Source organism: Ruegeria sp. CE12 (genome assembly GCF_056537525.1).
The window spans coordinates 247,825-268,968 of record NZ_JBQFRS010000006.1 but is presented as its reverse complement, the minus strand read 5'-3'; the positions used below and the strand labels follow the sequence as shown (position 1 = coordinate 268,968).

At 56.6% G+C, this 21,144-nt stretch carries 18 protein-coding genes; 3 read left to right on the top strand and 15 right to left on the bottom strand.

Going from position 1 to position 21,144, the window contains the following annotated elements; translation table 11 throughout:
- Positions 1-134 precede the first annotated feature (134 nt).
- The 10 genes from ACR0IO_RS15985 to ACR0IO_RS15940 form a co-directional block, all read right to left on the bottom strand.
- Positions 135-587: an SRPBCC family protein gene (locus tag ACR0IO_RS15985; RefSeq protein ID WP_480742585.1), complete on the bottom strand. Its 453-nt coding sequence runs from the start codon at positions 585-587 to the stop codon at positions 135-137.
- Positions 588-693: 106 nt separating this feature from the next.
- On the bottom strand, positions 694-1,506 hold the full coding sequence (locus ACR0IO_RS15980) for an XdhC family protein (protein WP_480742584.1): 813 nt from the start codon (positions 1,504-1,506) through the stop codon (positions 694-696).
- 12 nt (positions 1,507-1,518) lie between these two features.
- A complete protein-coding gene (locus ACR0IO_RS15975) occupies positions 1,519-2,706 on the bottom strand; it encodes a vWA domain-containing protein (RefSeq protein WP_480742583.1) in 1,188 nt (395 codons plus the stop codon).
- Positions 2,706-3,572: an AAA family ATPase gene (locus ACR0IO_RS15970; protein WP_480742582.1), complete on the bottom strand. Its 867-nt coding sequence runs from the start codon at positions 3,570-3,572 to the stop codon at positions 2,706-2,708. Before ACR0IO_RS15970 ends, ACR0IO_RS15975 begins: the two co-directional genes overlap by 1 nt.
- A 53-nt stretch (positions 3,573-3,625) precedes the next feature.
- Positions 3,626-6,043: an aerobic carbon-monoxide dehydrogenase large subunit gene (locus tag ACR0IO_RS15965; protein WP_480742581.1), complete on the bottom strand. Its 2,418-nt coding sequence runs from the start codon at positions 6,041-6,043 to the stop codon at positions 3,626-3,628.
- Positions 6,040-6,534: a (2Fe-2S)-binding protein gene (locus ACR0IO_RS15960; RefSeq protein ID WP_480742580.1), complete on the bottom strand. Its 495-nt coding sequence runs from the start codon at positions 6,532-6,534 to the stop codon at positions 6,040-6,042. The genes ACR0IO_RS15965 and ACR0IO_RS15960 overlap by 4 nt, the downstream gene beginning before the upstream one ends.
- Before the next feature lie 12 nt (positions 6,535-6,546).
- Positions 6,547-7,380 (bottom strand): FAD binding domain-containing protein, encoded by an 834-nt coding sequence (locus ACR0IO_RS15955; protein ID WP_480742579.1) that lies wholly within the window; start codon positions 7,378-7,380, stop codon positions 6,547-6,549.
- 139 nt (positions 7,381-7,519) lie between these two features.
- A complete protein-coding gene (locus tag ACR0IO_RS15950) occupies positions 7,520-8,620 on the bottom strand; it encodes an MHYT domain-containing protein (protein WP_480742578.1) in 1,101 nt (366 codons plus the stop codon).
- Positions 8,621-8,751: 131 nt separating this feature from the next.
- Positions 8,752-9,861, bottom strand: coding sequence for a 3-isopropylmalate dehydrogenase (gene leuB / locus ACR0IO_RS15945; protein ID WP_480742577.1), 1,110 nt, complete (start codon positions 9,859-9,861; stop codon positions 8,752-8,754).
- Positions 9,858-11,051 (bottom strand): TauD/TfdA family dioxygenase, encoded by a 1,194-nt coding sequence (locus ACR0IO_RS15940; protein WP_480742576.1) that lies wholly within the window; start codon positions 11,049-11,051, stop codon positions 9,858-9,860. The genes leuB and ACR0IO_RS15940 overlap by 4 nt, the downstream gene beginning before the upstream one ends.
- Positions 11,052-11,161: 110 nt before the next feature.
- Here ACR0IO_RS15940 and ACR0IO_RS15935 point away from each other — a divergent pair, with 110 nt between their 5' ends.
- Together ACR0IO_RS15935 and ACR0IO_RS15930 are read left to right on the top strand one after the other, a co-directional pair.
- A complete protein-coding gene (locus ACR0IO_RS15935) occupies positions 11,162-12,028 on the top strand; it encodes a LysR family transcriptional regulator (RefSeq protein WP_480742575.1) in 867 nt (288 codons plus the stop codon).
- A 482-nt stretch (positions 12,029-12,510) separates the two neighbouring features.
- A complete protein-coding gene (locus tag ACR0IO_RS15930) occupies positions 12,511-12,729 on the top strand; it encodes a GDCCVxC domain-containing (seleno)protein (protein WP_244328095.1) in 219 nt (72 codons plus the stop codon).
- A gap of 240 nt (positions 12,730-12,969) precedes the next feature.
- On the opposite strand, the gene ACR0IO_RS15925 is transcribed toward ACR0IO_RS15930, so the two are convergent.
- The 5 genes from ACR0IO_RS15925 to ACR0IO_RS15905 form a co-directional block, all read right to left on the bottom strand.
- Entirely contained in the window at positions 12,970-14,820 is a 1,851-nt protein-coding gene (locus ACR0IO_RS15925; protein ID WP_480742574.1) for an SLC13 family permease, read from the bottom strand.
- 119 nt (positions 14,821-14,939) lie between these two features.
- Positions 14,940-16,742, bottom strand: coding sequence for a metallophosphoesterase family protein (locus ACR0IO_RS15920; protein ID WP_480742573.1), 1,803 nt, complete (start codon positions 16,740-16,742; stop codon positions 14,940-14,942).
- Positions 16,743-16,764: 22 nt separating this feature from the next.
- The gene (locus ACR0IO_RS15915) at positions 16,765-18,273 is read right to left on the bottom strand and encodes a tripartite tricarboxylate transporter permease (protein ID WP_480742572.1); all 1,509 of its coding nucleotides are present in this window, start codon (positions 18,271-18,273) and stop codon (positions 16,765-16,767) included.
- Positions 18,274-18,286: 13 nt separating this feature from the next.
- On the bottom strand, positions 18,287-18,802 hold the full coding sequence (locus ACR0IO_RS15910; RefSeq protein WP_480742571.1) for a tripartite tricarboxylate transporter TctB family protein: 516 nt from the start codon (positions 18,800-18,802) through the stop codon (positions 18,287-18,289).
- Between the two features lie 2 nt (positions 18,803-18,804).
- Complete coding sequence (locus ACR0IO_RS15905; protein ID WP_480742570.1) at positions 18,805-20,004, bottom strand: ROK family transcriptional regulator; 1,200 nt, start codon at positions 20,002-20,004, stop codon at positions 18,805-18,807.
- Positions 20,005-20,097: 93 nt separating this feature from the next.
- Between ACR0IO_RS15905 and ACR0IO_RS15900 the strand changes: the two genes are divergently transcribed.
- On the top strand, positions 20,098-21,081 hold the full coding sequence (locus ACR0IO_RS15900) for a Bug family tripartite tricarboxylate transporter substrate binding protein (protein ID WP_480742569.1): 984 nt from the start codon (positions 20,098-20,100) through the stop codon (positions 21,079-21,081).
- Positions 21,082-21,144: the final 63 nt, after the last annotated feature.

The window sequence follows — 21,144 nt, the reverse complement described above, 5'->3', positions numbered from 1 at the left end:
GGACATCCGGATTGATCTGCAAAGGCCCGCCATCCGGCGGGCCTTTTTCTATCCAAGATCCAAAACCGCGCCATACAAACATGACGCAATACGACGATGTGCCGATGGTCCAAGACAATGCAAGGCAAGCTATTCTAGTCAGCAAATTGCTCGGCGACTATTTCACCAAAACTGTCGAAAAACTTGGCTGAGAGCTTCTTCGCCGTACCCGCAATCAACCGACTTCCCAGCTGTGCAATTTTTCCGCCGATTTCGACCTTCGCTGTGTAAGACAGCACAGTTTCTTCCCCATCCGGAGAGAGAGAAACATCAGCACCGCCTTTGGCAAAACCCGCTGCACCTCCTTTACCTTCACCAGTCAGAGAAAACTCATCTGGCGCTTTGGAGTTATCCAATGTCACTTCCCCGCTGAAGCGTGCTTTGACGGGGCCGATTTTCAATACGACCTTGGCCTCAAGATGCTCGGGAGAATGCTGTATCAATTCCTCACAACCAGGGATGCACTCCCGCAACACATCCGGATCGTTCAACGCGCGATACACGACATCTCGCGGAGCAGCGATGCGGATTTCGTCATTTAGTTCCATCTGAGGGTCCTTCTCTCAACAACATCTGGGATAAACGCGAAGCGCAGCTTCGGTCGCTTCTTCCGGGGTCATTTTGGGTTGCGTAGCCCTGAAGGCGCGCAACCAATCACGCCATTTTTTCATCATGCGAAGTCTCCTCGGATTTGTCTGAATTTCGCCAGAGGATAATTTCTGCAAGGATCGACAGCGCGATCTCATGCGGATCGATGGCGCGAATATCGAGACCTGCCGGTGATTTGAGCCGTTTGGTTTTTTCTGGGTCCAACCCCTGAGCGACCAGTCTATCGCACAACACCTGAGCCTTACGGCGGCTTGCAACCATGGACACCCGGCGCGCCGGAGTTTCCAAAGCAGCTTTCAAAGCAGCACCATCCCCCTGCCCTTGCGATGCGACAACAACGAAATCGCGCGGTTCGACGCCCAATGCGGTTACATCGTCAGGATCAAAGCTGGCAAAATCCAGCGAACTTTCAGAACCCTCGGGCAAACAAACTCGCAATCCGGTCAGCACTGCATGAGACGCGAGAGCATGGGCTATCGGAGATTCACCAAAAATAATCAGGCGCGGCGCGTGTTGATATGGCTCGATCAACAAATCGACTGTGCCACCTGACGGGCACCCGCTTTTGAAAGTCTGAACACCATCGGAATCTGCCATCGCCACCACCTTGTCCGAGGGTTTCACGCGGATCATTTTCGGAGTTCCACTCGCAAATGCTTCTTGTGCAGATGCTCGAACGGCGCGCTGTACGCATGCTCCGCCCAGATGACCCAAAATCCGTCCATCTCGCGTGATTGCAGCCTTACCGCCAGCTTTGGCCGAGGTGGCATCGGCTGTACGAAGGACCGTTGCCACACAGAAGGCGTCACCTTTGCTGCGTAACTCCTCAATCGTGTCGAAAATATCGAAACCTGCCATGGCCATGTCCTTTCACAGTTTTCGGAATTCGGTTTCCAACGCCGCCAACGCTGCCAGCGTATTGGCGGGCAGGTGCGCGTCTAAATAAGGCTCAGCCGCCTGCATCGCGGCCGCGATGGGTTGATAGTCGCGCCAGCCTTTCAGCGGGTTCAGCCAAACGATCCGTCGCGCTTTTCGTCGTATCCGGGACAAAACATCTCCCAAGGCCTGCGGGTCGGAACTGCAATACCCGTCTGACAAGATCAGTACGATGGTCCGCCCATTCAGAGCACGCGCTCCATATCCGCTCAGAAATTGCTCAAGACTGCCCGAAATGTCCGTGCCGCCGCCAAATCCCTCGGCCATTAGAGAAAGCCGCCCAGCCGCACGCAGAGAATCGTGGTCGCGGAGCGCATCCGTGACGCGCATTAGGCGGGTATGGAAGAGATAGGCATCCGCCTCTGTTCCACTGCCGATCAGACCCTTGAGGAAGGCCAGAAAAACCCGCGAATAGACCGTCATCGATCCACTGACATCGCACAGTGCCACGATCCGCATCGGGCGCGGCGGACGGGCGCGGCGGTACAGGTCCATTGGTTCTCCGCCCCGCGCAAGGCTGGCCCGCTGTATGCGACGCATATCCAAAGCAGGTCCTCGCAGCGCCTGTTTGCGCCTGCGCGAGCGCCGGTCGCGAATAGCGCGTGCGATGGCGGTTGCGGCTTGTTCGGCCTGACGCAGCGCGTCTTCATCCATCAACTCGCGCAAATCCCGGCGCGACAGGTTGGCCGTACGGGTTGCAATCAGCTTCCCGTCTCTCCCCACGGCCTCCCCATCGCCGGTATCAGGTGCGGCGGCCTGATCCGTGCTAGTCTCGGATTCCTGAGAATCCTGGCTCTCTTGCTGCCAGATCATCGGCTTGGCGGATTGAACTCGCACATGCGCGGTTTGGGCGGTTCCCGTGCGTTGCTTCCCTGAATTGTACCAATAGGCTTCGAACAGGTCATCGAACCGCCGCCAATCGTCAGCGTCACTTGCCAGCAAAACACAAAGCGCCTGCTGGGCCTGTCTGACATCTGTCGCTTCAACCGCCGCCAGCGCGGCCAATGCGTCCCCGGTTTCAGCAGGCCCGACGCGCATTCCGTTCATGCGCAGGTGCGCGATGAAGCCGGACATGCGATCCGACAAACCGGACGCGCGAGCGGGGAACCGGGTGACCTGCATTACGCCACCTTTCCTATCAGGCGATCCATCACTTCGGGCGGGGCAGCATCATAGTCGGCTGCGGTTTTCAGAAGGCAGACAAGCGTGGCCTGAACCTCGTCACGGGATTGCGCCATGTCGTTGACACCCAGCCCCGAAAGGGCCGCCGCCCAGTCCAGCATCTCGGCGATGCCGGGAGTTTTCTCCAGATCTTCCTTTCGTAGCGACTGCACGACACCAATAATCTGGCGCGCCAACAGCCCTTCGACTTCGGGCATACGGGCTTTCAGGATTGCCATTTCCGTTTCACGCGACGGGTAGTCGAGGAAACTGTACAGGCACCGACGCCGCAGCGCGTCGGACAGGTCGCGTGTCCCATTCGCCGTCAGGATCACGATGGGCCGCGAACGCGCCTTAATGGTGCCGAGTTCCGGAATGGTGATCTGAAAGTCAGACAGAATCTCCAGTAGATATGCCTCAAACTCCTCATCTGCCCGGTCGATTTCATCGATCAGCAGAACAGACGGTTCTTCTTCGCTGATTGCTTCCAACAATGGTCGCTTCAGTAGATAGTCATCGGTGAACAACTGCGCTTCGCTGGTGCCGCCCTGCGCCTCGCTTGCACGGATGGCCAGCAACTGGCGCTGGTAGTTCCACTCGTAAATCGCGTGGCTGGCATCCAACCCTTCGTAGCACTGCAACCGGATCAACCGCGCGGCGCGCTGTGCGGCCAACGCCTTGGCGACCTCGGTTTTGCCGACCCCTGCCGGCCCTTCCAGCAGCAGCGGACGCCCAAGCGTCTGCGCCAGATGCAGTGCCATCGCCAAACGGTCATCGGCAACATAGCCTACCTCGGCGAGGCCTTGCTGTATGTCCTGCAAGCTCATGCCATTCTCCCGGATTGCCGCCGCGCCGTATTCCAGCGCGGCGGCCTTTCCTGTTAGCCGTGCATTCCCAAACCGTTGGCGATCTTCCAGATACGCCAATGGTCATGCGGCATGTGGCTCTGAACAAGGCCAAATGGGCGGAATGCATCATGCACCGCGTTCGAGAACGCGGGCACTCCGCCGACATTCGGGCTCTCGCCCACGCCCTTGGCACCGATCGGGTGATGCGGAGATGGCGTCACCGTATGATCAGTGGTGTAGTTGGGCGTCTCCCATGCCGTGGGCAGGAAGAAGTCCATCAGAGTACCGGTCTTGACGTTACCCATTTCATCATAGGCAATTTCCTGACCCATCGCGATGGCCAGCGCCTCGGTCACGCCACCATGGACCTGCCCTTCGATGATCATCGGGTTGATCCGGGTTCCACAGTCGTCCAGCGCGTAGAACTGCCGGACGTCCCATTCGCCGGTATCCACATCAATCTCCATGACACAAATATAGGCCCCGAAAGGGTAAGTCATATTCGGCGGGTCATAATAGCTGACAGCCTCAAGACCTGGCTCAAGACCCGGAATGGCTTGATTGTAGGCGGCAAAGGCGATTTCCTTCATGGTCTTGAACCGTTCGGGCGCGCCTTTGACGGCGAAGCGATCCACGTCCCACTCGACATCATCATCATGGACCTCAAGCAGGTAGGCGGCAATCATCTGCGCCTTGGCGCGAATTTTGCGTGCAGCCATTGCTGTTGCCGCACCGGCCACGGGCGTTGACCGAGACCCGTACGTACCTAGCCCATAAGGCGCGGTATCGGTGTCGCCCTCCTCCAGCGTTATATCATCGGCAGGCAGGCCAATCTCACTGGCGATAATCTGGGCAAAGGTCGTGGCATGGCCCTGACCCTGGCTGATCGTCCCCAGCCGCGCGATGGCGGAGCCGGTCGGGTGGATGCGGATTTCGCAGGAGTCGAACATACCCAGACCGAGGATATCGCAGTTCTTTACCGGTCCGGCCCCAACGATTTCTGTGAAATGCGTTAGGCCGATGCCCAGCAGTTTGCGGGTTTTGCCAGCCTTGAAATCCTCGATCCGCTGCGCCTGTTCCGCCCGCAGGCCGTCATAGTCGACGGCCTTTAGCGCTTTGTCCCAAGCAGTGTGATAGTCTCCCGAGTCATACTCCCAGCCTAGCGCCGATTGATATGGGAACTGATCGGCCTTGATGAAGTTGATCCGCCGCAGCTCGGCCGCGTCCATGTTCAGCTTGATCGCCAGAACCTCAATCATCCGTTCGATGAAATAGGCAGCCTCGGTCACCCGGAATGAGCAACGATAAGCGACACCGCCCGGTGCCTTGTTGGTATAAACCCCATCCACAGCCAGATAAGCAGTTGGGATGTCATATGACCCCGTGCAAATGTTCATGAAACCAGCCGGGAACTTGGTCGGGTCGGCACAGGCGTCAAATCCACCATGATCTGCTGTGGTATGGCACCAGAGACCAGTGATCTTGCCATCTTTGGTCGCAGCAATCTTGCCCTGCATCCAGTAGTCCCGGGCAAAGGCGGTGGACATAAGGTTTTCCATCCGGTTCTCGACCCATTTCACCGGTTGGCCGGTGACAATAGAGGCGACAACCGAGCAAACATAGCCCGCATAAGCACCAACTTTGTTACCGAAGCCGCCACCGATATCAGGACTGATCACCCGGATATTGTGCTCGGCGAGACCAGAGATCAGCGACACAACGGTTCGGATCGCGTGCGGGGCCTGGAAGGTGCCATAAAGCGTCAGTTTGCCGGTCACCTTATCCATCGAGGCAACACAGCCGCATGTCTCCAGCGGGCATGGGTGGGTCCGATGGTAATAGACCATCTCTTCGGCCACGACATCGGCTTCACCAAGAACGGCCTCAGTCGCATCTTTGTCGCCCTGTTCCCAGGTGAAGATGTGGTTGTGATGCTTGCGCGGGCCATGGGCGCCCTCGGTTTGACCCGCAAGGTCTTCACGCAGGACAACGTCGGACTTCAACGCCTCAAACGGGTCGGTCAGAACCGGCAGTTCTTCGTAGTCAACCTCGACCAGCTCTGCTGCATCCGCAGCGATGTATCGGTTTTCGGCGACGACATAGGCAACTTCCTGGCCCTGGAACAGAACCTTGCCATCAGCCAGCACCATTTGCTTGTCACCAGCCAGCGTCGGCATCCAATGCAGACCCAGCGGTGCCAGATCCTCGGCGGTCAGCACAGCAACTACACCGGGCACGGCCAGCGCAGCGTCCTTGTTCACACTGACAACGCGCGCGTGAGCATATGGCGACCGGACAAATGCGCCGAACAGCATGCCGTCCAGCTTGATGTCATCGACATAGTTGCCCTTGCCTTGGGTAAAGCGCACATCCTCGACGCGTTTACGGGCGCAACCCATGCCTTTGAGGTTGGCGGCGCGTTCTTCGGGGGTCAGAGTCTGGTCGTTCATTCCGCGGCCTCCTTCTGAGCGTTCAGCATGTCAGCCGAGGCCGAGATCGCCTTGACGATGTTCTGGTATCCGGTGCATCGGCAGAGGTTACCCGACATGCCAAAACGGATTTCCTCTTCGGTCGGGTTCGGGTTTTCCTGCAGCAGGCGGTGCGCGCGCGTAATCATGCCCGGCGTGCAGAAGCCGCATTGCAACCCGTGATGTTCGCGGAACATCTCTTGCAACACTCCAAGGCTGCCGTCGTCATTGGTCAGGCCTTCGACAGTGGTGACATCGGCACCGTTCACCTGCGCCACGAATGTCGTGCAGGATTTGACGGACTTACCGTCGATATCCACGGTGCAGGCGCCGCAATGACTGGTTTCACACCCGATGTGGGGGCCGGTGATTTTCAGATCTTCCCGCAGGAAGTGGATTAACAGCGTGCGCGGCTCGGCCAGACCTTCGACCTGTTTGCCGTTTACTGTTAGTTTTACGTGCATTTTCGACATGATTTCCTCCCCTCAACCCGCGCGGCTTTGCGCACGGTCGATGGCGCGGCGCAGCATCACGGCGGCCACATGTTTCTTGAACTCGACCGGCCCGCGGTTGTCGGCGACCGGGTCGATTGCTTCGAGCATCGCGGCGACGCAGCCGCTGACGTCTCCGTCGGCCAGCGCATTGCTTGCGCTTTCGGACCAGACGGGCGTGTCCGCAAGGTTGGTCATCGCGACCGAGGCCTGACCGTTGCCAACCATCACCGCAGCAGCAGCTGTCGCGTAATCGCCGATCTTTCGTTTCTGCTTTTCGTAGGCCTGACCTACCCCGGCGCCCGGCACGGGGATCGAAATCCGCGTCAGGATTTCCTCATCCTCGCGCGCAGTGAAGTAAGCGGCCTCATAGAATTCCCGAGCCGCAACACTGCGCGAGCCGTCAGGGCCAGACAATTCAAACGTGGCGTTCAGGCACTGCATCAGGCCCGGCATGTCATTACCCGGATCACCGTTTGCGACATTGCCTCCGACAGTGCCCACATAGCGGACCTGAGGGTCAGCGATCTGCAGAGCCGCCTCGCGGAGCAATGGAATGGCCGAAGCCAGACCGTCATGGGTGATCAGTTCGTGCTGGGTCACCATCGCGCCAAGCGTCACGGTATCAGAGCCGACCTCGATGCCTTTGAGTTCCTCAATGGCCTGCAGATCAACCAGATGGCCCATCTCGGCCATGCGCAGCTTCATCATCGGGATCAGGCTGTGCCCGCCCGCGATCACGCGCGCTTCATCTCCATGTTCCTGTAGAATGCCTATGGCCGAGGCGATGTCGCCTGGCCGGTGATACTCAAAACCGGCTGGTATCATGTTTTTCCTCCCTGGGTCCGGACGAAATGCCTTGGGGGACCTAGGGTAAGAAAAAGACGACGGGATCAGCCGTTCCAGCAGGCGGAAACGGGGCGCGTCGCTTGTTTCACGAGTTGCGAATAAGCTGCACGAGTTGCGATCAGAGACCCAGTGCCTCTCGGACATCCGTTAGACGGGATCGGCTGACCGGAACCTTTGTCAACGCGTCGACTCCGTCGAAATAGCAGGTGCCGTTATCCTTGTGTCGCTCGAAACCTGTCACATGTTTCGGGTTTACCAGATAACTCCGATGCGCCCGCAGGAAACCATCCGGTTTCAGGCGACTTTCGGCTTCGGTAATCGACCAGGGGCAGAACAGCTTCTCGGACCCGATGTAAAGAACGGTATAGTGCCCCTCAGCGCGGATGGCCGCGATCTTGCCGGATTCACTAAAGAACGTTTGCCCTTCTCGCTCGAATGGGACACCCGCACGCATCTGAACTGGCGCGTTGGGTTCCGGCTCAGAAGTATCAGGTTGTGCTGCTACCTCTGTCTCAAATCCAAGGAAGGTAACGCCTGTCAGAAGAAACGCCCCGCAGATCAGGAAAACTGCAATGGTAACGCCCATGGCCAGAACCTGGTTGTTCAGCGCAGGTCCGGCCCCACTGGCGTTATCACTGGCAACAAAATCAGTCAGACCGGTCGCCACAAAATGCATAGTAAACACGGCCAAACCAAAACAGACGGTTCCAAGCAGAATATTGCGCTGTGTCCGGTTGTCATAAGCAACCCAGATTGCAAGCACGGACAGCACTACAGAGGCGAGAGTCGCAATTACCACATCGAGCGCATTGTAGACCGGTCGACAAAGCTCCATCCCAGCCATTCCGACATAGTGCATTACCACGATGCCCAATCCGACGATAACGCCGGCCCCCACAATGGTTGGCATGGTTCTGGGACGGAAATGTAATAGCAACAGCGCCAAACCAACCATCAGAATGGCAACCAAAGCTGAAATCAGGGTAACCAACGCGTCGTAGTAAAACAGGATCGGAAGCTGCAATCCCAGCATTGCAACAAAATGCATCGACCAGATGCCCCCGCCCAGAATGACGGCTGCAAGCGCAACAACGAACTTTCGCTTTTGGTTATCAAGTTTGGATGCGCCATGTGTCAGATAGAGGCCAGTAAACCCAGCCATCAGCGCCACGGCCAATGAGGCCGCCACGAGCCACGCGTTATGCGAATAGTCCAACATTATGGTATGCACGCCCTCCCCAGCGCGTGCATGAAGTTAGCAAACTGCAATTCATGGTACAATCTACTCTGATTGGACGGGATCAGTCTGTCGCTGGCTGGTAATGACGACCAATCGGACCGTTCCGATCATTATATGTTAGACCTCAAACTACTCAAAACCGATTGCGTAACAGCGGCCGTGTCGGCCACCCCACCCAAGTCCGGCGGCAGCTGCCCCGCATTCAAAACGTTATCAACGGCTCGCTCTATAGCGCGCGCTGCACGGAGATGCCCAAAGCCGTGCTCAAACATCATCGCCACTGAAAGGATGGCGCCAATCGGGTTAGCGATCCCACGTCCGGAGATATCCGGCGCGCTGCCATGGGTCGGCTCGTAGAGCCCTCCCTTGACCGGGTGTCCAGCCCTAGCAGCGGCAGGAAGCGTCGCAGAAGGCGGCATCCCCAGCGATCCGGAAACCACAGCGATCAGATCCGAGATGAGATCCCCGAACAGATTGTCGGCCAGCAGTATGTCAAAGTCCCGAGGCGCGCGCGCCACAGCAAAGAGTGCGTAGTCCATCAACAAATGGTTGAGCTCGATATCGGGATATTCGTCGTGCCCGATCCGCGCCACCGTTTCACGCCAGAGCTTGCCACTCTCCATTACGTTGGACTTGTCCAGAGAGGTCACATACCCTCGCCGTCCGCGCGCTGCCTCAAAGGCACAGCGGGCGATGCGTTCAATCTCGGCCGTGCGGTACTCACTGATCTCAAAAGCGCGGACTTGGCCGTCATTCAGCACCTCGCGCCCGCGAGGTTCACCATAGTAGATGCCGCCTGAATTTTCCCGAACAACCAGCAGATCAGCCCCCTCCACGACCTCTGGCCGATACGGTGTCTGCGGCAAGAGCGCCGACCAGGCACGCGCAGGACGCAGGGCGTTGTACACGTCCAATTCGATCCGAAGGCGGGTCAGGCCGTCGGTTTCCGTAATCGGTCCCTCGATCCTGATGTCGTCCCATTCCGGCCCACCCACTGCGCCGACCAGAATAGCGTCCGCGGCCCGCGCCTTGTCAACGACCGCATCCGTGCAGAACGTGCCATGTGCGTCCCAGGACGCACCGCCAAGAAGGTCTTCCTCGATCTCGACCGACACGCCGAACTGATTGGCAACCTCACGCAATACCTCCAGCCCGCTGGCGACGACCTCGGGGCCAATGTGATCACCGCCAAGAGCGAGCACCTTGAATGGGCCATTCATCCCGCCATCCCCTGCTGCAGCACCATATGCATGGCATCGGGGTCCAAATCACGCTGAAGCAGACGCAGGCTGGAATGAAAGTCATCCAGATCGACCGATGATGTCAGGACTGCACGCGGCGGCGTTTCAGGCGTGAACCCGGTTCGACCGTGCAACAGCCGCTGATTGTCGAACAGCAGTCCTTCGCCCGCTTTCAGATCCAGTGTCAGGCGCAGATCGTCACTATACAGCAGGTCAAATAGCTTCTTCAAAGCGCGGTACGCCGGTGCCACCTGATCCGCGGGCACGTCCAGCGGAGAGATCTGCCGCTCGTTCATCCGTACACCGCAAACCTCACCCTGATCATCCCGCTGAATGATCGGCAAACGAGATTTGTACCAGCGCATGTTGCCATGGCTGTTGTCACCGGGGTCAAAGCGCTGGCACGTCACCCGCATGTTGCAGAGCAGATCAAAGTCCTCGGGCCACTTCTCCTTCAGGCGCCGGACGGCTTCGAACCCGTCAACCAGCGTCGAAGCACCTCCGTTCGAACTGGGTCGCAGAACCTGAAACACGGTGATGCCAATCGCGGCATAGCGGTACGGTTCGTCCACATGCGGATCCAACGGACCGGTAGTGTCGCCAACATTGGTCACTGTCTCTTTCTTTTTCAGCGTATAGGTGCCATAGTGTGTCTGACGCTGCGCTCCGACCAGTTGAATCATCCGCTGGCTTTGCGCCTTGTCAGTGGGCGCTTCAACGATCTTGCAGAAACCGTAGTCCCGCACCGTTTCCAGGATTTTCAATCGGGCTGCCGGATCACCCTCGGCTTCAACCAACGATCCGACCGGAATATTCGCGTTGATCGATCTGTCCCAAAGAACAGGCCGCACACGCCTGCGGCTGCGTTCGGTGTCCGAGTAACAGTGATTACGCAGCCAGCGAGCCGCATATTCGGACCGGTGTCCGTCCGGCCAGATGACGCGGACAGTATCGCCTTCCACCCTGGCACTCTCGATACGGATTCCTTCATCGATGTGATGCAAGCGGATGCCGCGCACACCGGTCTCCGGAGTGCCGCAGTCCGGGCACCAACATTGATGCCGCAACCAGATGGGATGAAACCGGCTTTCGTGGCCGTCTTCCCAGTTTACGATCAAATGGCCTTTTTTGGTGGCGGCGGAGCGAATGCTGTGGCGGGCGGTTGGCATTGGTCTGTTCCCTGTGGGTTTCCTGTCTGCAATAAGGGCCACTTCGATTTTGTTTGACAAATTCGAAATCAACACAGGAAGGTTGAGCTTAGCTCACTTATGGAATCCACATGCTGGCCGATCCCAAAGACCCCTCTTATCTGGGTGCCTTAGTCTATTTTCATTATGCCGCCGAAAGCCTGAGCTTTTCCCGCGCGGCCCAAATCCTGAACGTGACACCCTCGGCTGTTAGTCACCGCATCACAGCGCTTGAAAACGCCGTTGGAAAACGGTTGTTCGAGCGCCGCGTGCGAGAAGTCAGACTCACGCAGGATGGCGCCGAGCTGGCGCGTGCTAGCGCAGTGATCTGGAATGAAATCAATGAAATCACTGGTAAATTGACAACCCATGAGGTGCTGCGCGTTTCGGTTGGACCTTATCTGTCATCGCAGTGGCTGCTGCCGAGGATCGGCGCGTTCGAGGCCCAGCATCCCGGATTGCGAGTGGATTTGATCCATGTGATCGGGCGGCCGGATGCGCGTTTGGCAGATGTTTCGATCATCTGGGATCAACTGGACGATCCAGCAACCGGAACAACTCTGCTTTTCAACACCAAAGCTGTCCCTGTTGCAGCACCCGGTCTGAACGTCGGTGAGAATTTCTGGGAAGGTAAGCTACCACCAATTCACTACCGTGATCGCACCGCATGGCGCCACTGGCTTTCTGCTACAGGCGCTCCAGCGGAGTATGCTGAACGCGGTGAAGTACTGGAAGAACCACACATCGTTCTCGAAGCTGCAGCATTTGGGCGGGGGGTTGCGATCGGATTTTTACCGTTTGTTGACAAGTTCTTCGAACAAGGGCGGCTCGTTCACGTAGGAACACAGTCTGTCCGCTCCAACCGGGGCTACCGGCTTGAGGTAAACTCTGATGCTCAACCAATGGCCAACTTATTCGCCGATTGGGTAAGGCGCCGAGCAATAGAGAAATTGAGTTAGGCGGCATGACAGAATTCTTTTGTAGTAGCAGATTGTCTCTATCGGTGCGCCGCCATGCCTTGATGCTCCACCAACCGCGGTTATGCGAACATTTTTCATATCAACCCTCAGCTACTAGGGGATGCATAGCAGCACGAATGGGAGCAAGCGCCACGGGCTCAAGCTGCACCTTGATTGGCGCAATGGGCCTGTTTGCACTTGTGCGTCCTTCTCACTGCAGGTCGCCTATTGCCGTTTAGATCATCGGCCAGGGCAGAGGTTGGCTGGTTGTGTTCGGAAAGATTGCGGCAGCGAATTCCTACCTGCTCGCCATAGTCTTTATCATGGTGCTGATTGCTTGAGTATTGGAAATACATAAAGAAAACACTGGCGCATCTAAATGGATACGCTTACGGAAACCAGTATACCAACTGCCTTGACCTAGATTATCGTGTTCTACGAAGCCCGTATTCACGACTGTCTCGTATCTCCAAAGTGACAATATGAATGACCTGAATGTGACCCTAGAAAGCAAAATCACTTGTTCTGAGTGCGGCCATTCAACCGTCGAAACCATGCCTACCGATGCGTGCCAGTGGTTCTACGAGTGCGCTGCTTGCCGCACCATTTTGAAGCCGTTGCCCGGGGATTGCTGCGTTTTCTGCTCTTATGGGACCGTCGCCTGCCCACCGATCCAAGAGGGAAAGAGCTGTTGTGGGTGATCCTCGCCATGAGATCACGCCCGTCCTCAAAGCTATCACTACAGCTTACTGAAGAACCGGTTTTATCGGATGATGAACGCTCAAATGTATCCGGGTTTCGGATCACGTGCGCGATTTCAAGACCCGCCTAGGATGCCGACGCAGATGTAAAGGACTGAAACCCGAACACCAAATATCGGTTCCGCTCGATGCTCGGTTTCACCCGCGCTCAGCCATGTCCAGCCTAGCTGATCGAACTCGTTAAACGGCGATCACTAGAACAATCAGAAACAGCAGTGTCATGACACCGCCCACTTTTGAGAAGTCTGCAACAGAGTATCCACCCGGTCCCATGATCAGTGCGTTGACCTGATGGGTTGGGATCAGGAACGAATTTGAGGTCGCCAACGCCACGGTAATTGCAAATAACGCGGGATCAGCGCCCAAACCAATTGCGACATTCACTGCCAAAGGCACCAGAAGAACCGTTGCGCCAACATTGGACATCAACAGTGTGAACACAGTCGCAAGCGCAGCAATCGCCGCCTGCGACACCCAAATCGGGGCGTCGCCAAGAAGTTTTAGCACTTGCTGTGCAATCCACTCAGCCGTTCCTGTCGACTGCACGGCGACCCCGAGAGGTATTAGGCTGGCCAGCAGGAACACCGTGCTCCAACTGACGGCGCTGTAAGCGTCATCTATTGTCAGAACGCGACTGACGATCATACCCGCGGCCCCGACAAGCAGGCAGATTGACAACCGCAAATCCGAAAATAGTACCAGCCCAAGTGCAATCGCAAAGAACAACAAAGCCCAGCCTACTTTCTGAGGAACCAGTTCCTCGTGCGGGAAATCCGAGGTCACGACGACAAAATCCCGGTTCTTTTCTAACCTTACAAGCGCGTCCCACGGCGTGTGGCACACCAGCGTGTCACCAGCCAGATACGGAATTTCACCAATATCTTCCTGGTCGCTGGAAAGAGTCTCACCGCCCCTGTAAATCGCCAGCGGGGCCAAGCCATAGACTTTGCGCAGCCAGCTTGAACGCCCCGTTTCGCCGATCATACCGGACCCCGGAGGAATCACGACCTCGGCAATACCTGCTTTGCCCGGCTCCAAAGCATCTGAAAACCGATCCAGCTTTTTCAGCGCGGAAAGACCATACCGCGCCGTGAATTGTTTCAGCGTTACAGCATCCGCAATGACCGCCAACGCGCCTGGAACTTCGATAACCATGTCGCGCGGCGGTGCCATGATGGTGTTTGCACCCTGTTGAACAGCAATGATCTGGATATGGTTGCTGCGCTGGATTTCATCGACAGTCCGCCCCGCAAGTTCATGTTTTTCTGGCAGCGTCAATTCATGGATTGTTCCAACAATGCCGTAGGTTGCGCTGAGGTAGTCTTCGACGCTGAGACCCTCGGCACCGCCAACGTCCTGCCTTGTCGGCAACAGAAAGCGGCCAATCACGGTAAAATAAACAAGTCCGGTCACGACCAATGCCGCACCCACTGGCGTGACATCGAATAGGCCAAAGGTCTCCATCTGTTGTTCAGCAGGCAGCGAGTTGTTGATAGTCAGGATAAGATCATTGAGCAGGATCAGGGGTGACGATCCAACCATTGTCATGGTGCCACCCAGAATGGCGCAAAACCCCATCGGCATCAGAAGCCGCGACATTGGAAGGCCGGATCGCACCGAAATGCGCGAGACGACCGGCAGAAACAAGGCCGCGGCGCCGACGTTCTGCATGAAGGATGAGATTACGCCCACAATCGACGAAATCAACAACATGATCCGGGTCTCTGTTGTACCGCCCACGCGCATGATCCAGCGGGCCACATGTGACAAGACACCGGTCCGATCCAGCCCGGCGCCGATGATCATGACGGCAATGATTGAAATCACCGCGTTACTTGCAAAGCCGTCAAACAGATGCCGGGGATCGGCAAGACCCTGCAGTCCGGGTATGGCCGAAAGCACTCCCAAGGTGACCATGATCAATATAGCTGCCACGTCGACCCGAACGATCTCAGAGACGAAGAGGAAGACGGTTACGCCTAACAGGATCAATACGACGATCATTTCTGTCGTAAGGCCGAAGGTCTCCATTACATAGTCCTACCTAGGCTTGAAACCGTGAGTTGACCCGTGGGAGCGGGTTCAGCGAGGCGGCACCCCAAGAAGAAGCGCTCACCGGAAGGTCAGGCGAGGGGCAAGTCTCGGGGATTTCAGGCATTCCGTGCATGCCGCCTACGGACAGCACCATGCAGTGGCCGTGGGTTGTTACAGCGATCAATGGCTCCGTTGCGCACGAAATACCCCCGATCCACATCAACCAGAGTGTCGCAGAAAACACGCGTATTCCTGAGCTTCACGCGGGTGTCCATCGCTTCAAGGACCCGCGCAACCGTTGCGTTATCATCCATGTGCGGTACGGCCGGGTTGTCGCCGGCGACCCTCAGGTGCACCGATGCTTTCAAGCCGAGAGCCGCGACTGCGCGATCCGCAGTATCCAACTTCTGGCTGACCGGATCACTGTTGCCGAGACGAAAAACAGCGCCGACAACGCCGCAAGGCTTTGGTAGCGCAGCAAGGAAGGCAAGCTGTTCGGAATCCTCGGCGTTGAACCCGTGATTGATAACATGGAAATACATACCTTCGGCCTTGATATCGTCCTTTGTACGCATCCGGGAGATGTAGATTGGCAGGCCAGTCGCGGCGTGAGCTTTGACCAGTGCATCAGTCGCTGGCTCCACATCGCTCCAGTTCAACGTGATTTCCCAATCGGTCAGTTTGTCCGCTTCGGAAGTGATCATATCCAGGTGTTTCTCCGGAACACCAAATCCGAACAGAGTAATCCGGAACCCAAGATGCTTCAGCACACCAATCCGTGCTCGTCGTGCAGGATCGAGAAGGTCGTGCAGAGGGATGCGAATATCGCGCACACCCATCTCTTGCAGAGCTAGCAGGTGGTAGTCGTTACGCACAGGTTTTCGATCGAACTCATCCAGTCCACCACTGGGCGGCACTTCCGAGATTTCGGCCCAGTTCTGACGCAGATCGAAACCGATCAGCGGATTGGTGTTTTCCCGTGGTTCCGGCGCGAGCTCCAACATCTCGTCTACGAGTTTTTCACCCCGAGCAAGTTCCGACCCATTTGTCCGAACAAACTTGGTGACGTGTCCGTGCTCGTAGATGTTCACCACAAAGTACCCCAGCTTGGCCGCATCATTGCGGCCGAATTCGCTGCCATCAGGCGGAATGGCGCGCAGCATTTCCGAGTAATCCTGCCGGACAAAGCTGGTCGCCGGGGCAAGGTAGAAATCTGTCTCGCCATAGCGGTCATACCAAAAGTTATGGGCATGACCCGAGAACATGGCTTCGACCCCATGCTTTTCGATCAAACCCAACAGCCAGCCCCTGCCCGGCTGATCGGTGTTGTCATAATGGTCAAGCTCATCCGGGGAACACAGATAGGCCGGGTGGTGGAGCATCAGCATGACGCGCTGACCTTGTGCGGCCGCAAGCTCGGTCTCGACCCAGTTTCTTTGATCTTCCTCTGCCTGCAGACCGGAATTTATCAACTGCGCATTCAACAGAATGAAGCGAACGCCACCCTTCTCAAAACTGTGGTAATGTGCGCCGAACTCACCTTCCCATGCGTCGATCATCGCCGGCGTGGTCGGGCTTGCCGGCCCGCCACTGATCGGCGTGTCTCCGATGTCATGATTACCCGGCAGCACATGGATCAGAACCGTCAGGTCAGACACAATCGCGCGATAGGCATTTGCGGCCTGCGCATACAGCTCTCCGGTTTCAGGAACGGGATGAAGCAGATCACCAAGATGAACGACGAAATCCACCTTTCTGCGGTTGATGTCCGCCACTACATACCGGAAGCGTCTGTTGGCACGGGCGTTAACGGGAAAAGGCGAATTGCACCTGTCTTCATCCGGATTGACATGCGTATCCGATATCACTGCAAAACTGTATGCAAAGCGCCCCAGACCAGCATTGTCTGCGTTAGCCATGGTCTTGTCCTTGTCTTTGAGATTATCCGCCAGTCGTCAGCACTGATGCCTGTCCCGTGCGTGAGGCACGTATACGGGATCGGATGAGCACAAAGATCGACAGGGCCGTGAGTAACCAGAAAAGCCAGCAAATCGCGTTTCTGACAAAGATCGACAGGCTCCCATCAGACAGAAGCAGGGATTGGCGGAAGTTGTCTTCAAGAAGCGGTCCAAGAACAAAGGCGATCAAGAACGGCGCGACCGGGATATCCAACCGCAGCATCGCGAAACCAACGAGGCCCATGCAGAGCATTACCAGAATGTCGAACAGGTTGTTGTTCACCGCATAAGCGCCATAGACACACAGCGTGAAGACAATCGGGTAAAGGATGCGGTTCGGGATCAGGGCAACACGGCTGAAAGTCTTGATAGCAACCTTGCCCACGATGAACAGATAGGCCGAGCTGAGTAGGATACCCATAAACAGCGCGTAAATCATCGGGAGGTTCTCAGCGAAGAGAATGGGTCCCGGGCGCAATCCGTGGATCATGAACGCGCCAAGGATCACGGCCGTGATCACATCACCCGGCACACCCAACGCCAGCAATGGGATCATCGTCGCGCCAGCCACACCGTTGTTTCCGGCTTCAGCCGCAGCGACGCCCTCTGGCTCACCTTTACCGAAGTTTTCCGGGTGCTTTGAGTTTCTGCGCGCTTCGCTATAGCTCAGGAAAGCGGCCGGGGCGCCGCCGATGCCGGGGATTGCGCCCAGAATAACACCAATGAAGCTGCCGCGGATAACCGATTTGAGAGTCTTACGGAACTCGACAAAACTTGCGCCGCTACCTAGCTCTTGACGCTGTGCTCCGGGTGGGCGGGGACGTCGCGTGGCACGGTCTAGAATTTCAGGGATCGCAAACAGACCTATGAGCACTGGAATAAAGTTCAGCCCGGACATCAGTTCATAATTGCCAAAGATGAACCGGTTCGTGCCGTAGATCAGATCAAGTCCAACGGTAGCTAGCATGAGACCCAGGCAGGCGGACAGGATACCTTTGGTCAGGCTGGGGCCCGCAACACCGGCGATGATCGTCAGTGAAAAGACGATCAGAGTGAAGAACTCCGGCGGCCCAAAACGCAAAGCGAAGGTTGCCAGAAAACCAGCGAACATGATCAGGGCGATGTTCGAAATTAGGTCCGCCACACAGGATGCATAAAGCGCGATATCCAACGCCTTTCGCGCTTGTCCCTTTTGGGCCAGTGGATAACCATCCAGAATGGTACAGGACGCTGCCGGGGTTCCGGGTGTCTTGATCAGGATTGCGGTCAGGGACCCGCCATACAAGCCGCCCTTGTAAACACCCAACAACAGCAGAATGCCGGTCACTGGCTGCATCGTGAATGTAAACGGCAGGGCCAAAGCCACACCCATCGGTGTCGTCATCCCCGGTATCGCACCGATGATGGTACCGATCAAAACCCCAATGCCGATAACAAGAATGTTCTCGAAGCTGAGGAATAGCTGGAAGGCTGTGGAAATATTCTCGATCATGCTCAGGGTCTCCTCAGCCTAGCGTTTCGAACATGCCAAGCGGCATCGGCACACCCGCGATGTGCAGAAAGAACAGGTACAGAAGAATAGGTAGAATGATGCTGATCGGGACGATGTAGTACCACTTGCGTTCGCCGAAAAAGAGCATCATGGCGAGCATCAGAACGATCGAGCTTGCAACCACGCCCAGGGTCGTCAAAGCAAAGTAAAACAGGAACAACGCGAAGATCAGGATGATCGTCCGCAGAGTCCCGGGAAGCGTGTCCAGCTTATAGACCGCATCAGCTTCTGCATCTTCGTCCGCATCGGGTTCAGGTACTTTCAAAAAGTAGGACTCGGCCATCAGACATAGCGCGACGACCACAACCGCAATAGCGATCACTCTTGGCCAGAATTCCGGCGACAATGCTGAAATCTCAACAGACCCCGGTGAATCGACACCTACGGGAATAAGCACAATCAGCGTCAGAATGCCCAGGGCAAGGAATAACGCCCCTGCAAACAGGTCGAGTTTCTTTGAACTATCCACTGTCAGCTTCCTCCCTTTAATAGATTCAGATCCAGCTCTGCGTTTGCGATGTTTTCGTGAAGCGACAGCAGACGTGCCGCCCCCATGTGGGTCATCGCGCTGGATTTGATCTTGAGTGGCTGCTGCAGGTCGGCTTTCAGATTCTCGATCTGCTTTCGAAATGCCTCCAGATAGTATGGCGACTGCGCCAAAGGGCCAGCGAGCAAAACCAGTTCAGGCTGCAGAACTGTCAGGCTTAGCGAAAAACAGTTTGCCGCCCTGGCCCCGAAATCTTCTACAACAGATCTATATTCTCCATCCGCGTCATTGGCCGCTGAAACAACATCCCGGATTTTCTGGGCTCTCTCCTGATCGGACAGCGCATCAAATAACTTTGGTGTCAGCAGCTGACGTAACAACGCCTTTCCGCCACACAGATCAGACAGAGAAATGGCTGAGTTGGATCCCACTCCTTCAGTGGTCCTGGCCTCGGTTAAAACGCCACCAACCCGGCCAATCCCACTATAGGGCTGGCCGTTTACCTGCAGCCCGATACCGAAACCCATTGCGCAGTAAATCACAGCGACATTTTCGATGTTCCGCGCAGCACCAAAAGCAACTTCGGACTGGCAGATCGCAGCACTCGGTGTTTCAAGCGCAACCGGAACACCAAGCTCTTGTCTCACGATCCCGCAAACATTGGTTTCTTCTGCCCAGCCGAGTGTGGGCGCGGAAATGACAATTCCACGGGCTTTGTCCAGATTACCGGCGATTGTCAGACCAACCCCAAAAAGCCGGTCCTTCTCCGGGACATGCTCTTCAATCAGAGCTTTGGCCTGCTTACAGCATGCCCTTATGAAACTGGTGCCGTCAGTTAGACCCGCCCCGCCGGCATCCCAGGATGCGATGCGATTATTCGACAGATCGGCAAGTGTGACTACCTGCTGGTACGCATTGATGCCGATGCCGATCACATAGCCCCCGGATCGGTCCATGGTCAGTTTTTTGGTTCTTGGCCCCCTGCGCCCTTCGGGTTGAGACGCACCAACTTCTTGAACCAGCCGCGCTTCGATCAGTTCTCGCGTAATTCTCGAAACGCTCGCGGCATTCAGCGCGAGATTGTCAGCGATCTGCGTTCGCGAAATCGTGCCTGATCCCAGTATCTCACCCAGAACCCTTTGCCGGTTCCCGCGACCGATCTCTTCCTGTGACCAACCTGCCATTTTGCACCTCCTGAATGTATCTTTACTTAATTATTTACTTACTGCAAGTATTTTATTATGGTGAGTCCCACTCGATTCAGGGAGACGCAACAAATGACAGTCAGAAACACAGTAACCGCAGCGCTGAGCAGCCTTGCTCTGCTCGCGATCCCGATGGGAGCGTCCGCGCAAGATTATCCAAGTAAACCAGTGACTTTAGTGGTTCCATATGGCCCCGGCGGCGCTGCTGACCTAGCCGCGCGCACCCTCAGCACTGAGGCGCCAGACTACCTGGGCGAGAACATTCTGGTGGTAAACAAGACCGGTGCGGGTGGTGTTGTTGGCTCGACTCAGGTCGCCAAATCGCGCCCCGATGGCTACACCCTCCTGATGGCGCGCGTTGGATCTCAGGCCACCGTTCCGGCGATTAATCGCACAATTCCGTATAAGTGGGACGACTTTACCTTTCTAGGTCTGATCGAAAAGAACCCGTTTGTATTGGGCGTCAGCGCGGACTCACCGTATCAGAGCTTTGAAGAACTAAAGACTGCGATCGCAAATGGTGAGCGCCTGTCCTATGCGTCCGCCGGTGTTGGCACCCTCCTGCACATGGCGATGCTCATCATGTTGGATGATCTCGGCGTCGACTCCGAGGCGCTGATCCATGTCCCGTTCAAAGGCGGCGGCAAGGCGACCGCAGCCGTGGTGGGCGGGCATGCCGACTTGATCTTCCACAATCTCTCGGGCCTATCCGGTGCGATCGAATCTGACCAGATCCGCCCCTTGCTGACCACTACACCCGAACGTTTTGAAGCCATTCCTGACACGCCAACCGCACAGGAACTGGGTCATCCTAACTTGGAAAACGTTGTCGGCTGGACAGGTGTCTGGGGACCCAAAGACCTGCCCGAAGATGTCGTGGCAAAATGGGTCGAGGTGCTTGGGGCAATTGCAGCTGATGCAAGCTGGGTCGAGACCACAGAAAAGCTGGGCTCAGTCCCAACAGTTCTGTCACCAGACGACACAAAAGCATTCGTTGAAGGTCAGGTTAAAACCTTCAGCGACACAGCCGAAAAGTTGGGAATGGTAATCCAGTAACAACCTCGGCGTCCCGGGCGGTCCTCCCTTCTTCTCGCCGCCCGGGCTTAATCTCCTTATTTT

Excerpts from the sequence above, each read along its gene's own strand:
- ACR0IO_RS15980 (WP_480742584.1), bottom strand. The coding sequence starts at position 1,506 with ATGGCAGGTTTCGATATTTTCGACACGATTGAGGAGTTACGCAGCAAA.
- ACR0IO_RS15935 (WP_480742575.1), top strand. The coding sequence starts at position 11,162 with ATGCTGGCCGATCCCAAAGACCCCTCTTATCTGGGTGCCTTAGTCTAT.
- leuB (WP_480742577.1), bottom strand. The coding sequence starts at position 9,861 with ATGAATGGCCCATTCAAGGTGCTCGCTCTTGGCGGTGATCACATTGGC.
- ACR0IO_RS15970 (WP_480742582.1), bottom strand. The coding sequence starts at position 3,572 with ATGAGCTTGCAGGACATACAGCAAGGCCTCGCCGAGGTAGGCTATGTT.
- ACR0IO_RS15955 (WP_480742579.1), bottom strand. The coding sequence starts at position 7,380 with ATGATACCAGCCGGTTTTGAGTATCACCGGCCAGGCGACATCGCCTCG.
- ACR0IO_RS15950 (WP_480742578.1), bottom strand. The coding sequence starts at position 8,620 with ATGTTGGACTATTCGCATAACGCGTGGCTCGTGGCGGCCTCATTGGCC.
- ACR0IO_RS15960 (WP_480742580.1), bottom strand. The coding sequence starts at position 6,534 with ATGTCGAAAATGCACGTAAAACTAACAGTAAACGGCAAACAGGTCGAA.
- ACR0IO_RS15930 (WP_244328095.1), top strand. The coding sequence starts at position 12,511 with ATGAATGACCTGAATGTGACCCTAGAAAGCAAAATCACTTGTTCTGAG.
- ACR0IO_RS15915 (WP_480742572.1), bottom strand. The coding sequence starts at position 18,273 with ATGATCGAGAATATTTCCACAGCCTTCCAGCTATTCCTCAGCTTCGAG.
- ACR0IO_RS15905 (WP_480742570.1), bottom strand. The coding sequence starts at position 20,004 with ATGGCAGGTTGGTCACAGGAAGAGATCGGTCGCGGGAACCGGCAAAGG.
- ACR0IO_RS15920 (WP_480742573.1), bottom strand. The coding sequence starts at position 16,742 with ATGGCTAACGCAGACAATGCTGGTCTGGGGCGCTTTGCATACAGTTTT.
- ACR0IO_RS15900 (WP_480742569.1), top strand. The coding sequence starts at position 20,098 with ATGACAGTCAGAAACACAGTAACCGCAGCGCTGAGCAGCCTTGCTCTG.
- ACR0IO_RS15965 (WP_480742581.1), bottom strand. The coding sequence starts at position 6,043 with ATGAACGACCAGACTCTGACCCCCGAAGAACGCGCCGCCAACCTCAAA.
- ACR0IO_RS15925 (WP_480742574.1), bottom strand. The coding sequence starts at position 14,820 with ATGGAGACCTTCGGCCTTACGACAGAAATGATCGTCGTATTGATCCTG.
- ACR0IO_RS15985 (WP_480742585.1), bottom strand. The coding sequence starts at position 587 with ATGGAACTAAATGACGAAATCCGCATCGCTGCTCCGCGAGATGTCGTG.
- ACR0IO_RS15940 (WP_480742576.1), bottom strand. The coding sequence starts at position 11,051 with ATGCCAACCGCCCGCCACAGCATTCGCTCCGCCGCCACCAAAAAAGGC.
- ACR0IO_RS15975 (WP_480742583.1), bottom strand. The coding sequence starts at position 2,706 with ATGCAGGTCACCCGGTTCCCCGCTCGCGCGTCCGGTTTGTCGGATCGC.